This window comes from Paenibacillus sp. MMS18-CY102 (assembly GCF_009789195.1).
Lineage (GTDB): Bacteria > Bacillota > Bacilli > Paenibacillales > Paenibacillaceae > Paenibacillus_T.
In genome coordinates this window covers 41,620-55,097 of the sequence record NZ_WSTC01000021.1, presented here as the reverse complement: position 1 = coordinate 55,097, position 13,478 = coordinate 41,620, and the positions used below count along the sequence as shown (strand labels likewise).

17 protein-coding genes are annotated in these 13,478 nt (G+C 51.1%); 9 read left to right on the top strand and 8 right to left on the bottom strand.

Translation table 11 applies throughout. From position 1 onward, the window contains the following. Positions 1 to 350 precede the first annotated feature (350 nt). Together GON22_RS16455 and GON22_RS16450 are read right to left on the bottom strand one after the other, a co-directional pair. Positions 351 to 980 (bottom strand): acyl-CoA-like ligand-binding transcription factor, encoded by a 630-nt coding sequence (locus tag GON22_RS16455; protein ID WP_160397194.1) that lies wholly within the window; start codon positions 978 to 980, stop codon positions 351 to 353. Further along, positions 980 to 2,521 carry an MDR family MFS transporter gene (locus GON22_RS16450; protein WP_202113270.1) on the bottom strand — a complete coding sequence of 514 codons (1,542 nt, stop codon included), beginning with the start codon at positions 2,519 to 2,521 and terminating at the stop codon, positions 980 to 982. Before GON22_RS16450 ends, GON22_RS16455 begins: the two co-directional genes overlap by 1 nt. Before the next feature lie 192 nt (positions 2,522 to 2,713). Here GON22_RS16450 and GON22_RS16445 point away from each other — a divergent pair, with 192 nt between their 5' ends. Beyond that, complete coding sequence (locus GON22_RS16445; RefSeq protein ID WP_160397192.1) at positions 2,714 to 3,364, top strand: GntR family transcriptional regulator; 651 nt, start codon at positions 2,714 to 2,716, stop codon at positions 3,362 to 3,364. Positions 3,365 to 3,467: 103 nt separating this feature from the next. Here GON22_RS16445 and GON22_RS16440 read toward each other — a convergent pair whose 3' ends face one another. Continuing rightward, the gene (locus tag GON22_RS16440; RefSeq protein WP_160397191.1) at positions 3,468 to 3,686 is read right to left on the bottom strand and encodes a hypothetical protein; all 219 of its coding nucleotides are present in this window, start codon (positions 3,684 to 3,686) and stop codon (positions 3,468 to 3,470) included. A gap of 78 nt (positions 3,687 to 3,764) precedes the next feature. Here GON22_RS16440 and GON22_RS16435 point away from each other — a divergent pair, with 78 nt between their 5' ends. Further along, positions 3,765 to 4,187 (top strand): VOC family protein, encoded by a 423-nt coding sequence (locus GON22_RS16435; RefSeq protein WP_160397190.1) that lies wholly within the window; start codon positions 3,765 to 3,767, stop codon positions 4,185 to 4,187. A 59-nt stretch (positions 4,188 to 4,246) separates the two neighbouring features. On the opposite strand, the gene GON22_RS16430 is transcribed toward GON22_RS16435, so the two are convergent. Both GON22_RS16430 and GON22_RS16425 read right to left on the bottom strand, forming a co-directional pair. After that, positions 4,247 to 4,699 (bottom strand): GNAT family N-acetyltransferase, encoded by a 453-nt coding sequence (locus GON22_RS16430; protein ID WP_237179196.1) that lies wholly within the window; start codon positions 4,697 to 4,699, stop codon positions 4,247 to 4,249. Further along, the gene (locus tag GON22_RS16425) at positions 4,686 to 5,444 is read right to left on the bottom strand and encodes an MBL fold metallo-hydrolase (RefSeq protein WP_160397188.1); all 759 of its coding nucleotides are present in this window, start codon (positions 5,442 to 5,444) and stop codon (positions 4,686 to 4,688) included. Before GON22_RS16425 ends, GON22_RS16430 begins: the two co-directional genes overlap by 14 nt. A gap of 134 nt (positions 5,445 to 5,578) precedes the next feature. Between GON22_RS16425 and GON22_RS16420 the strand changes: the two genes are divergently transcribed. Both GON22_RS16420 and GON22_RS16415 read left to right on the top strand, forming a co-directional pair. Further along, positions 5,579 to 6,007: an Lrp/AsnC family transcriptional regulator gene (locus GON22_RS16420; protein WP_160397187.1), complete on the top strand. Its 429-nt coding sequence runs from the start codon at positions 5,579 to 5,581 to the stop codon at positions 6,005 to 6,007. A gap of 34 nt (positions 6,008 to 6,041) precedes the next feature. Beyond that, positions 6,042 to 6,896 carry a pentapeptide repeat-containing protein gene (locus GON22_RS16415; protein WP_160397186.1) on the top strand — a complete coding sequence of 285 codons (855 nt, stop codon included), beginning with the start codon at positions 6,042 to 6,044 and terminating at the stop codon, positions 6,894 to 6,896. A gap of 110 nt (positions 6,897 to 7,006) precedes the next feature. On the opposite strand, the gene GON22_RS16410 is transcribed toward GON22_RS16415, so the two are convergent. After that, positions 7,007 to 7,759, bottom strand: a complete 753-nt coding sequence (locus tag GON22_RS16410) for an ABC transporter substrate-binding protein (protein ID WP_237179195.1) — start codon at positions 7,757 to 7,759, stop codon at positions 7,007 to 7,009. Between the two features lie 183 nt (positions 7,760 to 7,942). Further along, positions 7,943 to 8,569: a DUF2306 domain-containing protein gene (locus GON22_RS16405; RefSeq protein ID WP_160397185.1), complete on the bottom strand. Its 627-nt coding sequence runs from the start codon at positions 8,567 to 8,569 to the stop codon at positions 7,943 to 7,945. Positions 8,570 to 8,670: 101 nt separating this feature from the next. On the opposite strand from GON22_RS16405, the gene GON22_RS16400 reads away from it, so the two are divergent. From GON22_RS16400 to GON22_RS16380, 5 genes are all read left to right on the top strand, one after another. Beyond that, positions 8,671 to 9,477 (top strand): alpha/beta fold hydrolase, encoded by an 807-nt coding sequence (locus GON22_RS16400; protein ID WP_160397184.1) that lies wholly within the window; start codon positions 8,671 to 8,673, stop codon positions 9,475 to 9,477. 25 nt (positions 9,478 to 9,502) lie between these two features. Beyond that, positions 9,503 to 10,489 carry a sensor domain-containing diguanylate cyclase gene (locus tag GON22_RS16395; protein WP_160397183.1) on the top strand — a complete coding sequence of 329 codons (987 nt, stop codon included), beginning with the start codon at positions 9,503 to 9,505 and terminating at the stop codon, positions 10,487 to 10,489. Between the two features lie 93 nt (positions 10,490 to 10,582). Beyond that, positions 10,583 to 11,086: an S-layer homology domain-containing protein gene (locus tag GON22_RS16390; protein ID WP_160397182.1), complete on the top strand. Its 504-nt coding sequence runs from the start codon at positions 10,583 to 10,585 to the stop codon at positions 11,084 to 11,086. A 7-nt stretch (positions 11,087 to 11,093) separates the two neighbouring features. Next, on the top strand, positions 11,094 to 11,672 hold the full coding sequence (locus GON22_RS16385; protein ID WP_160397181.1) for a hypothetical protein: 579 nt from the start codon (positions 11,094 to 11,096) through the stop codon (positions 11,670 to 11,672). A gap of 153 nt (positions 11,673 to 11,825) precedes the next feature. After that, positions 11,826 to 12,302, top strand: coding sequence for a DUF5680 domain-containing protein (locus GON22_RS16380; RefSeq protein WP_160397180.1), 477 nt, complete (start codon positions 11,826 to 11,828; stop codon positions 12,300 to 12,302). Positions 12,303 to 12,361: 59 nt separating this feature from the next. Here GON22_RS16380 and GON22_RS16375 read toward each other — a convergent pair whose 3' ends face one another. Next, positions 12,362 to 13,348, bottom strand: a complete 987-nt coding sequence (locus tag GON22_RS16375) for an aldo/keto reductase (RefSeq protein ID WP_160397179.1) — start codon at positions 13,346 to 13,348, stop codon at positions 12,362 to 12,364. Positions 13,349 to 13,478 lie beyond the last annotated feature (130 nt).

Below are 13,478 nucleotides of genomic sequence, written 5' to 3'. Positions count from 1 at the left end.
AACGCAGCAAAAGGCAGCCTTCATGGCTGCCTTCTGTCCTAGCGCTATTTCTTTCAACCCTTGTGGCTTCGCTTTAGAACGCTACACCCTTTCCATCGGATAAAGCGCATGAGCACACTATGAATTTAATGGCGAGCCTCATCGCATGTCACCCCGGCCACGGAGCTCCCATTGCAATTTGTACAATGACCCCTCCATCCACCAGCCTCTGCGTACCTTCCCATTGCATTCTATACAATGCCAACTGGTGCACATCGCGCTTTTTAGACAAATTAGAGCTTTTCGCGCCTTTCTCATTGCACATTCTGCAATGGGCGACACTACTTCGCACGCCGGACCAGCCGCGTTGCTTACTCGAGCTGCCCCATCAACGGAAGCCCGCCCTCTAGATGCCCGAGCATGCGATCGATTGTAGTAAAGAAATCAGCCTCTGGGTGGTTCAAGCAGTAGAGCTGGCCCGCCATCACGACGCCGAACACGGAGCCTGCGAAGGTGAATACTTCGAAGTCATCGCGCGGGCGATTTAAGCGCTCGGCAACGAGATCCGCGATCAGCTGCAACGACTCATTCATCTGGATTAACGAAGCGGCACGCAGCTCAGGGACAGAAATGCTCAGCGTCATCCTGTCATGGAGCGCAGCCCGTTCCTCTTCCCTTAAGGAAGAGAAGATTTCGCGAATCGTCGCCCGCATCGCTTGAATCGGGTTCAACCCAACTAGCTGCTCCCGAAAAACTTTCACTAATATCGGGTCATACTCGTCCTCCAGCACCAACGCTTCCTTCGTCGCAAAATACCGAAAAAACGTGCTCGGCGAAATCTCGCTCGCTTCGGCAATCTGCTCAATCGTCGTTGCATGGTACCCTTGCTCCCGAAACAGCCTCATCGCTTGATGCTGCAACGTCATCCGCGTCTTCTGCTTCTTCTTCTCACGCAGTCCAAGCTTCGCCGGTTCAGGCTTCCCAGACTGCTCTGCGGCCACTAATGGCCTCCCTTATCGAGAGATATCGCTGCTGCACCAGCTTCGTTCTCCTCGGACTTGGTGGACAGCACCTCCCGTTTCAAGAAGAAGCAGATGCCCACGACAATAAGAGCGAAGACGAAGGATACCCAATAGAGATTCTGGAACGCATCAGCGAATATCGTTTTGATTTGCTCTACCAAGGAAGAATCAAGCCCTGCTGGAATGCCGCCCTGTGCGGATTCGCCAAGCTGGCCCGCCGTTTCGGCAGGCAGCGTGCTAGCCAGCTTCCCAATGCCCGACGTGATGTTAGAAGCAAGCAGGCTGCCGAATATGCTCACGCCAATTGTTAAGCCAAACGACTGGAACAAGGTGACTGACGTCAATGCGATGCCGCTGTTTTCTTTGGCCACGGACTCTTGCACAATCAGGTTGTTGTTGAACAACACCCCGAAACCGAGCCCAAGGATTACAAAATAGATGCAGATCACATAAATTTGCGTATGCGCGTCGATCCCTGCCAACAAGAAGAACGCAATTGCCGGCAGCAGCATGGACACGATAAAGATCGTCCGATAAGGAATCTTCGTCATTAACCGCCCGGACACGATGCTCGCCCCGATCGCGCCAACCATTAGCGGCAACGTGATATAACCGGAAGCGATTGGCGACAGGTCTAGTACGTTTTGTGCAAAGAACGGGAACGACGCGAACGATCCCATAATGCCAATAACGAGCGTGAATACAATCAAAGATAACACCACAAACGTATGGTTCTTAAACAAATGCATCGGGAGAATCGGTTCCTTCGCCTTACGCTCCACGAGTACAAATAGGACAAGCAAGACAGCACCAAGCACCCACAACGAGATCAGAACTCCGGAGTTCCATGCGTAATGCTCCGTCTCATGCAGCACTGGCGTAATCAACAGCGATACTATGGCTGCTACCAACAGCAAAGCGCCTGCCCAGTCGATGCTTGCATCCTTGTTCCCCTTGGACTCCGTCAAGCCCGCAGATAATACGGCCGCTGCCAGCACGCCCACCGGAATGTTGACCCAGAAGATCCAATGCCACGAAATATGCTCTGTCAAATAGCCCCCGATCAGCGGGCCTAGCAGCTGCGGAATAAAGAAGATTGCGCCGAATACGCCCTGCGTCTTGGCGCGTTCCTCTACGGTGAATAAGTCCCCGAATATGACCATGGCAAGCGGCATCAGCCCGCCTGCGCCGATCCCTTGTATGCCCCGGCCAAATAAAAGCACAGGCATCGATGTTGCAAACCCGCTAATAACCGAACCTGCAATAAACAGCCCCATGCTTAGCAAATAAATCTTCTTGCGCCCATACAAATCCGCCAGCTTGCCGAGAATCGGCATGAACGACGTCATCGTCAGCATGTAGATGCCCGCCACCCAGCCATACAGCGACAGCCCGTTCAGGTCGCGGATAATCGTCGGCATAGCCGTGCTGACCACTGTCTCGTCTAGCTCGGAAAAAATAATGCCAATGATCAAGCCGAGAACGATAAGCTTCCTGTTGTTCTTTTTATCCAACGCCATAACCTCCATCGTTTTATTTCCATAATGGAAGTGTATACAAAATGATAGTCACTGTCAAATAGAATAAACATTCATATTACCCACTGCCTGAATGGGACCTTCTCTTTATTGCTAATCATTGGTAATTCCCTATATACTATGTGGTATTACATGCTTCACCTGTTCTAAATTCAATAGAGGAGCTACATTCTTATGTCCGATTTGCCACTCGTTGATGTCGCTTACCAATCCATTCGCCAACAGCTGCTTAATGGCGCCTATCTCCCCGGCGATCTCTTCTCTGAAACCGATCTGGCGAGCAAGCTTGGCATGAGCAGAACGCCCATCCGGGCTGCGATTTCCCTGCTTGAGAAGGAAGGCTTCGTACAGACGCTTTACAAACGGGGCATTCTTGTCAAAGGTGTCGACATCAAAGATTTATACGATATATTTGACCTGTTAAGTGCACTGTATTCGTACGCGCTTGATCGTATGGACAACGAGTCCTATGAACTTGATCTGGACACGCTGCGCCATCATTATGGCCAAATGGTGCTCGCAAGCGAACAGCAGCAGTACCGTGTTTATTACGAGCATGGCCTAATGTTTATGCACACACTGCTTGCAGCGGTTCAGAATCGTTTTATTATCGAGACGTTCAACCTGTACAAAGACAAGCTGCTGTTCTACGTCGTCACCTACCGCCTGACCAAAGGCTCCAATCGCCCCTACACCGGCCGCCAACTATACGAGGAGATTTATAAAAAGCTGGAAGCAGGAAACTACCAAGAGGCGAAAACCATCATCATGCAATACACGCAAAACATTCGCGAGGACCTGCTCCGCAATGGCTATTCTTCTTAAAATATAATCGTTCCGTAAACCTTCGGATACGGCACCGAAGGTTTTTTTATTGTAAAAAAAGTCCCGCTCCAGGCATCCATGCCTGCCAAGCGGAACCACGCTGTTATCTTGCCTCTCTTCTCTCATCTTGCTTTTGCTTTTTCCTAATTCGGGCATACAGGCTAACCAAAATTCCTGTAATGGCGCTTAACTGGATCGAGATCAAGCCAAGCAACGCCAGCACACTGCCATCGGCATCCCCATCAAAAGCTTGCCCCATTACAAGTGCTACAATAAAGGAAACGATGATACTGATCACACCGGCTATTACAGCGATGTCCATACAAACACCACACCCATTTCAGTTATTTTCTGGTAGTATAATTGTATACGCAATTCATTCATAAAGGGAGGAAAAACCGTGATCGAACAATCTCCAGCTTCCACTGCCCGGACAACGCAGCCCAGTGCCAATCCCATTAAAAATAAAGTAGGCAGCGTGTTTTTGCCTGTTCGTGACATCGAGAAAGCCCGCAGTTGGTACTGTCGGCTGCTCGGCATCCAAGAGCTCGATTGCCCGATTATAGCCGGCCACCTTTGCCCGTTGCCCATGCAAGGCACGGGAGTCATCTTGGATACGATGCCCAAGTGGGGAGGCGACCGTCCAGAGGGAGCGCCCCCAATCGAGACGCCCGCTTGCGTGTTCCCAACTGATGACCTGGAGGGGGCACTGCAATTTGCAAAATCCATCGGCGTAGAGCTCGTTACCGGAATTGAACATGGCCACTGGTTCGTGATTAAAGACCCGGACGGCAATAAGCTCATGATCAGCCGCGAAATGTAACGAAGCAATGGCTATGAACAGCCGCCGCAATCGGCGCTCGCTCATAGCCATTTTTAAGCTTAAGGCTTATAAATGTGCATCCACTTGCCCTCATCCTGCAATGGCTCGAACCCAAACTGGGCGTACAGGCCATGCGCATCCTTCGTCACGAGCAAAAACCGCCGCAAGCCTTGCAAATCGGGATGCTCCATCAGCGTATGCATCATCCGCTTCGATATGCCCTGCCCCCGGTACTCCGCAACGACGAAAACATCAACCAAATAAGCGAATGTTGCACGGTCCGAGATGACTCTCGCGAAGCCGGCAAGCCGTTTATCAGCCTCCATATCATAAGCAGCCACGACAACCGCTGAATGTTGCACTGCCTTCTGAAACACATCGAATTGCAGATTGGCAGCCCAGTACATGTGCTTATGAAGATAATCATAAGCTTCCTCGACGTTAAGCAGGCTCGGGTCCGTTGAGATAAGAATGCCACCGGCCAGGTTATCGCCACGCTTATCGTCCGCCAAACCACTCACCATCCTCGGGAATCAATACGTTCTCCAGCAATTGTTCCGCCGCAAGCCGCTCGCGCAGCTGTTGCCGTGTAACTAAACAGTGATTAATTGCGTCCATATGGACAGCAGCAACTTGCGTATGGGGTGCATAACGGCATACGGCGGCCACATCATCCGCATCCATCGTAATCGGGTCCCCGATAACGAAGCGCGCCCCGCCTGCATTCACGATTGTTAAATCCGGCTTATAGCGGTCCAGCGCTTCACGCACCTCATCGCACCAGATCGTGTCGCCTGCGATATACACGGTTGGATGGCCCTCTGCTTGCAGGACAAAGCCCGACACTTTCCCCATCCGCTGTCCAATCTCGCCTGTACCGTGCTGGCCGCCTGTGCGTGTCAACGTTACGCCATTGTAGGCAACGGATGCTTCCGTAATCTCTATCACACTTTGAAACCCTGCAGTACGGAACGTTTCCTGATCGCCCGGCTGGCAGAACAAAGGAACCGGCTTGGATAATGACTCTGACGCCGCCGCGTCCCAATGGTCGCCATGCAGATGCGTCACGAGTATAGCATCGGGCGCGAACCACGCATCCACCTTGCCCGGCAACGGGACAAGCGGATTGCGCCGATCATTCTCCGTATTTATAATAGGCGGATTAACACCCGCTTCACTGAACATAGGATCGACGAGGAAGCGAACCCCCGCATACTCAATGCCAAGCGTCGCATGGCGAATCAGTTGAATGTTCATCATCATTGCCCCCGATCTATTAGATGGATAATTCTGTTACAATAACTATAGTAGCATACGGGATGGCCCCGCCATACGACTTGGCGAATGCATCACGCCGCATTTACTTTCATAGTGAAAGGAAACAAACGAAGATGGCGAATCTAACGCTTGATGATACCGACCTGCAAATTTTACAATGCTTATTAGACAATTCTCTCCGTTCCCACAAGGAAATCGGGCAGCTCGTCCATCTATCCGGGCAAGCGGTTGGCGCACGTGTACGCAAGCTTCATGACCTCGGTGTCATCGATGGCTATACATTACGGTGGAATCCCGGCAAAATCGGGCAAAGCGTCCTCGCATTCGTGACGGTTTTCATGAAATCCAATACCGCGCATACAGGCTTCCTCGCATTCGCCCGCTCCCGCCCTGAAATCATTGAGGTGCATCGCGTCAGCGGCGAAGGCTGCTACTGGATGCGCGTTCGCTTAAGCAGCGGTACGGCGCTTAATGCTTTGTTGGACGAAGTGCTCGCCTATGGCAATTACAAGCTCAGCCTCTCAATCGAGATGGTAAAATAAATACTGCATAACTAATGCGGGAGGACTACGCACCATGACGACTTACGATACAAACACCCTACAAGCGGACTGTGAAAGCTGTTTTGGCTTATGCTGCGTCGCTTTGGATTTTGCGGCCTCATCTGATTTTGCAATTGATAAGAAAGCCGGGCAAGCGTGCCCGAATCTGCAAGCGAACTTTCGCTGCGGCGTCCATACAACATTAAGGGACCGTGGTTTCCGCGGCTGTACGGTCTACGACTGCTTTGGCGCGGGACAACATCTGTCGCAATACACTTCCGAAGGGCGTGACTGGCGCCAGTTCCCCGAGACGGCACAAACGATATTCGGCGTGTTCCCGATCATGCGGCAGCTTCATGAGCTGCTCTGGTATTTGGCCGAGGCGCTGGGCCTGCCGGCTGCTTCAGCCATCCATGCCGAGCTTCAAGCAGCGCTGGACGAGACGACTCGGTTAACGAGGCTCGCCCCGGAAGCGATCTTACAGCTCAACGTAGCGGCACATCGTGCCGAAGTTAACATCCTGCTGCTGCGGACAGCTGAGCTTGTACGCGAGACAGCCATTCGCCAGCATAACCTTCCACCGATCCGCAACAAAAAAATCGGGCGTGGCGCCGACCTCATCGGCGCTAACCTGAAGGGGGCCGATCTGCGGTCAGCTAATCTGCGCGGCGCTTACTTGATTGCGGCCGACTTGCGGCAGGCTGACCTCCGATGGGCCGATCTCATCGGTGCAGATTTCCGCGATGCGGATTTGCGCGGCGCCAATCTGGAAGGCAGCCTCTTCCTCACGCAGTTTCAAGTGAATGCGGCCAAAGGCGATGCAACAACGAAGCTGCCCCCATCACTGGCGAGACCGCCCTATTGGCCCGGCTCCAGCGCCAATCGTTAGGCCTTACAAATACCAAAGAGCTGAAGCAGTCCGCCTAACCGGCTTTCTGCTCCAGCTCTTCTTTTATTCCACTTCTATCCCTATCTATCGGGCCTTATGGCCTCTTCTCTTTATTGTGCGTCTTCCGTCAACAACCGGACTGCATCTTGCAGCTGCACTTCAATGTCATGCGGCGTGTAGCCCAGCCATTTGTCCATCGTGATTTCATACACATGGTTATTCTTCACAGCCGGCAGGTTTTGCCACAGCTTAGATTGCTTAATTTCCTCGAACCGATCAGCCGCTTCTTCCCCATCCAGCTTAATAAGGAAGACATAGTCCGCCGCATAATCAGGCAGCACCTCTAGCGAGATCGGCGTTGCCCAGAAGTTCGGGTCCTTGTCGATTTCCTTCTGTACAAGCGGCGGGCTTTGCAAGCCTAGCGCCTTATACAGCGTGAATCCAATGTTGCGGACGCCATATACGTAAAATTCCTTCGGATCGACGCGGTAGATGGCGAATGTTTTGCCTTCGCCGATTTTGCCGATAATTTGCTCCTTCGCGGCTTGAATTTTCGCGTCAAACTGCGTTTTCCAAGCTTCCGCCTCTGCTTGGCGGTTTAGAATCTCGCCCATTTCTTTCACATGGCCGAATACGTCGTAGACCATCCAAGGCACCACGACTGTTGGCGCGATTTTGGCCAGCTTGTCGTAAGCATCCTTCTCCAGGTCAGCGGCAATGATCAGGTCCGGCTGCAGCTCCAAAATTTTCTCATAGTTAATCGCTTCGCCAGTGCCTACATTTTCAATCCCCTTGAAAGCAGGATCAGGCGTATCCAGCAAATAGTCCAGCGCGCCGATTGGCTTCAGGCCAACGGAGATCATCTGAAGATGATTAACCTCCATCGTTATGTAGAAATAGTAGAGCCTGCCCCCAAGCTCTTTTATTGATAAAGATTATCATTCTTAATTAGAGCCGTCAACAACCGTTTTTTCGAACCGCCAAAAAAAGCTGCAACGATATGCCCTTCGGCCTTCGATTACAGCTTTTTATGAACCACTCTCCGGTTATCTCCTCATCACGCGCCATTGCCGGTTCACAGCCTCCGCCGCTAACGGAAGCAATATCAGCGAACTATACACGCTAATCGTATAACTTGTAACATAGGCGACACCTGCCCCATTATGCAACATGCAGGTGACTAGATGGATCAGCATATTCGTGAAACAATACGCGTAGCTGCGCACCATCCACTCGCGATGGGCTTGAACGCGTTTCTTGCGAATGCGCATAATCGCAATAACCGTCATGGCCGGCCAGACGATATTGAGCAAGTTAAAAGCGATACTTACCGCTTTGCCCCCTGTCGAATATGGCGCCATGTAGCCGGAGGTCAGCGATACTAGCATTACGGACGTGACGTACATATAGCCATTAGCCCGATGCAGCTTGCGATGGGTGGCATGCAGCTTGGGCAGGAAGTTAAGGGCGCCGCACAGCATAGCCAGAATGGCCACCCCAATATGGATGTTCATAATTTTCAGCCATACTGGAAGATGAACCGCCCGTCCCGTCTTATGCTGAAGAAAGGCATTTGCCCCAGCGTCATAGACAAAATTTTTATAAAGCACATAACCGATAAATCCCGCAACAACGACGAGCATTAGGGCATATAAACGATTAATTTTCGGCATTGTTTCTCCCCTATGGCCCATTATTCATGTGAATCCGATATAATAGGCACTAATCTATTACAAAAGCTGATTCGGCCTGGAATCGCCAGAAAGGACTCTCCATGACAACGAACTACTTAAAGCGCAATAATGTACAAGTTCTGGGCCAAGGCGAGCAAGCTATTGTGTTCGCTCACGGTTTTGGCTGTGACCAGACGATGTGGCGGCATATCGTCCCCCATTTTGAAGCCCAGTACCGGATTGTCCTATTCGATTATGTGGGTTCTGGGGACTCCCAGATTCAATTCTATCATACGGGCCGATACAACAACCTACGGGGATATGCACAAGATATTGTTGAAATTATGAACACTTTGCAACTAAGCAACGCCATCTTCGTCGGGCATTCGGTCAGCAGCATGATCGGCATGCTCGCCTCGATCGAGCATCCGCATTTGTTCGAACGGTTAATTATGCTCGGGCCATCGCCGTGCTATATGAATGACCTGCCCGATTATTACGGAGGCTTTAATAAGCAAGACATTGAAGAACTGCTTCAAATGATGCAGATGAATTTCATCGGCTGGGCCAGCTACTTAGCGCCAATCGTTATGCAAAATCCCGAGCGAAAAGAGCTCACCAGCGAGCTGGAACGAAGCTTCTGCTCCAGAGACCCGCATATCGCAAGGGAATTCGCAGAGGTGACTTTCCTATCGGATTGCCGGGTGGAGCTCGCCCAAGCTTCGGTTCCGTCCCTTATTCTTCAATGCTCGGATGACAGCATCGCGCCAATCGAGGTCGGCAACTATTTGCACGCCCACTTAAAGAATAGTACGCTGATGCAAATGGCGGCCAAGGGCCACTATCCGCACTTGAGCCACCCCGAAGAAACGACAAGCCTCATCAAACAATATCTGGCCTGCATGTAGGCCCTGGAGAAAGGCGCTCGCGGAAATGGATACTCAGTTAGACTATGCCCCTTGCGGTTATTTTTCGATTACAGGCACCGGCGTTATTCGATCGGTTAACCATACATTAGCAGCGATGCTCGGCTATGAAAGCCAGCAACTGCTCGGCCAACATGTCGAAACGATGATGTCCGTGACGAACAAACTATTTTTTCACACCTATTTCTACCCCTATATTCAGCTCTATGGGCATGTGAAGGAAATGTATTTCTCCCTTCGGACGTTGGACCAGCAGGATGTTCCTGTACTTCTTAACGGCGTTCAGATGGAGCGTGATGGGGAACTGGCCTTCGATTGCGTCGTCGTCGAGATGCGCAAGCGGATTGAGCATGAGAAAGATATTCTTCATACCAAAACCAAGCTAGAGGAGCTGTACCGTGCGACCAACGAGGCGAATCAAAAGCTTGAGCTGCTGCATGCGGAATATGAGTCCAAACAGCAGGAATTGCTAAGGCTGAACCAGCAGCTGGATGCGCTCGCATCAACCGATCCGCTCACAGGGCTTCGCAACCGGCGGTTTTTCCAAGAGCAGTTGCTCACCAATATCGCCTTGTTCCAACGAACGCGGCAGCCCTTCTCGCTCTTGATTGTCGACATTGACCATTTCAAAACAATTAATGATACACACGGGCATCCTGTAGGCGATGCGGTCCTGTCTAGCCTAGCCCACCTGCTCCAGTCCATGTCTCGGGGAAGCGACATCGTCGCGCGGTATGGCGGTGAAGAATTCGTCCTTATTGCTCCGAATAGCACAAGGGACAATGCGAAGCTGGCCGCAGAGCGTTTTCGAACGCAGATCGAAGCAGCTACGCTTGGCGGCTGCCAAGTCACCGTCAGCATTGGCGTAGCCACGATTACGCCGTCGGATACCGATGAGACGCTGCTGCACAAGGCGGACCAAGCCCTATATGCCTCGAAGAGCGGCGGGCGCAATCGCGTGACGCATGCGGCGGATCGGGCGGAGCCGTTATAAGTTTTAGCCAATCTTTAACAAAACCGTATACACAATAATCATTACGCAACCGTTATTAGAGGAATCAATGCCAGCCGAAAGGATTGAACCTTTATGATGGATGCCAAACGCATTCTCTCTTGCCTTATGATTGTTACACTGTTATTTAGTTTTGCTGTCTCCGCGGGCGCAACCGCCCAAGATGAGGCGAATGAAGTGAACTGGGGAACTCTTCTCCCCGAGCCCACCGACGTGAAAGGTCATTGGGCAGAACGGCTTGTTCAATGGGCAATCATGACAGGCGTAATGAAAGGCTATGCAGACCATAGCTTCAAGCCTGACCAGCTTATAACCGAGGCCGAGTTTTTGCTCGCCCTATGCCGGCCATTTTATAATCTTAATGAAGAACCTAACACCAAAGACCCTAACTATAATTGGACGAACCTTCCTTACATTTTGGCTAGTGAGGACAACCTTCCTGCGCTAGGCATCCCTCATCCTAAGGTGAGAAATGCGCCTATTACGCGATCACGCGCTGCCAAAATTATTGCGGCTGCACAAGGCCTCAACTACAGCGGCAATGATGCGATTGCTTACTTAATGGGAAAAGCCAAGTGATCGCAGCTTGCTGCCGAGCTTGCCGCTCACGGCGCCTACGCGCTTGCCTGATTTTAATGCGGAGCCTATTGCGCTGAATGATTTTAACATCATTGGAAAAAATGAAAGGCCATTTCTGCGGTTCGGAGACTCCAGAAAAGATGTCGACACCTTTTTAGATGGTCCAGAGTTTAACTATACGACATCCAATTTTGGCTACTATTTTGATGATAATGATTACATCGATGAATGGGACATCTCTCTTTTTGATGCAGTCGGTGAGCCTGAACCGGATTTTATATTGCGAACTAACAAAGGAATTATACCGGGCGTAAGCACGCTTTCCGATGTGTTGCAGCAATATGGCACATTCGGTTATTGGAGAATATCTCGCGGCGTTGTCGATGTGGAATACTACTATGAAAAACACCCTAATGGCAGTTTCCATCCTGTGTTCTCAATCCTAAGCTACTACGAGCTTCACGATGAGGATGATCTTCAAGATTTATATAAAATCTCATTCGATATTGACAGTGAGAGCCTCAAAGTAAATTCAATTGAAGCTAAACACGCCCCGTCATTTTGGGATGGATTAACGCTTATGTAGCTTGAGATTGGAGCCTATCCTATGAACTTTGTATGGTCTACCGCTATTATTCAGTTAGTGGCCATTGGCATCCCCGCCGCACTAATCGTTTACGGAATCATCTACATCCGAAGAAAAAGACGGGCTTAACAATTATTATAACGGAGGCTCATCATGGCAATTCATCATGCTCCACTCATCAATTTTCTTGTAGAAGCGAAACGGAAAACTTACGCCGCCCAGGGGGATGAAGCATCCGTCGCTCCGCTCCTCACTGGTTCAAAACAGCTGGAATACCGCAGCGGCGACTATTTCTACCGCGATATTTACTTTGGCTCTGCTTTCTTTATTGGACAAGAGACAGTAGCGTTTCAAAATGAACCGGTGTGGTCGATGGCCTATTCCGGGGGCGTATCCATCCCGAATGCATCTTGGGACATTATTGCGCCGATCTACGGTTTCCTTCGCCAAGCATTAAAGCTTGTCGATACGAACTCCATCTATCGTGGCCCAACTTATTATGAGGAAGGCCCTTATATTTTCAAAAATGAGCAAGAAGGTACGCTGGACAGCTTCCATGGCAAAGAAATCATTTTATTAGGCGGGCAACAAGTTTATGAACTGCGTTACAACGGCGGAATCGTCAGGTAACCGAATAAAAGCCGAGGAAGGATTGGAGTGTTCACTCCTCGTCCTCTCTCGGCTTTCTTTTATAGATTAATCATCTTCATCGAAGCTTCCGGGTACCGGCTGCCGAAAGCGACGCCTTTAGGTGCCGTCTCCTCGATTAAAGCCAGCTCCTCGGCAGTCAGCGTAACCGCTAACGCCCCTACATTTTCCTCCAAATAAGCTCTGCGCTTTGTCCCCGGAATCGGTACAATGTCGTCCCCTTGTGCCAGCAGCCACGCTAGCGCAAGCTGAGATGGCTGGCAGCCCTTCGAGGCTGCAATTTCACGAATGCGGACAACGAGCTCTAGATTTCGGGCAAAATTGTCACCTTGGAACCGCGGGGAATTCCGCCGGAAATCATCCTCTGCTAAATCCTCAAACTTCTGGAACTGGCCGGTCAGGAAACCACGTCCAAGCGGGCTGTACGGAACGAACCCAATGCCAAGCTCACGGCACGCTGGCAAAATTTCATCCTCCACATCACGGCTCCAGAGCGAATATTCCGTCTGCAGCGCAGCGATCGGATGCACCGCGTTCGCACGGCGAATCGTGGCCGCGCCCGCCTCGGATAGCCCAAGATACCGGACTTTTCCTTCCCGTACGAGCTCCGCCATCGCGCCAACCGTCTCCTCAATCGGTATATTGGGATCGACTCGATGCTGGTAATAGAGATCGATATGCTCGACGCCGAGACGGCGAAGGCTTGCCTCGCATGCAGACCGGACATATTCGGGCCTTCCGTTTACGCCTAAGCTCCTGCCATACTCATCCCGCACATTACCGAATTTAGTTGCCAAAATAACTTCGTCGCGGCGCCCCTTAATTGCTCGCCCCACCAATTCTTCGTTCTTCCCAACACCGTACATATCGGCTGTATCGAGGAAGGTTACACCCAGTTCCAACGCCCGATGCAGCGTGCGTACCGACTCATCGTCGTCACGACCGCTATAAAAATCCGACATGCCCATGCAGCCAAGCCCTAATGCGGATACCTCCAACCCTGTCTTGCCCAGTGCCCTCTTCTCCAACTCGCACTCCACCTCTCTTGGCTTCTATGCAGTTCTCGTTGTCCCCCTATTGTACAATTTCAACTGGCTCCCGCACAAAACCGACATGAAATGCCATATCGCTAGTACAAGTCCCGTTCTATTTTATTTT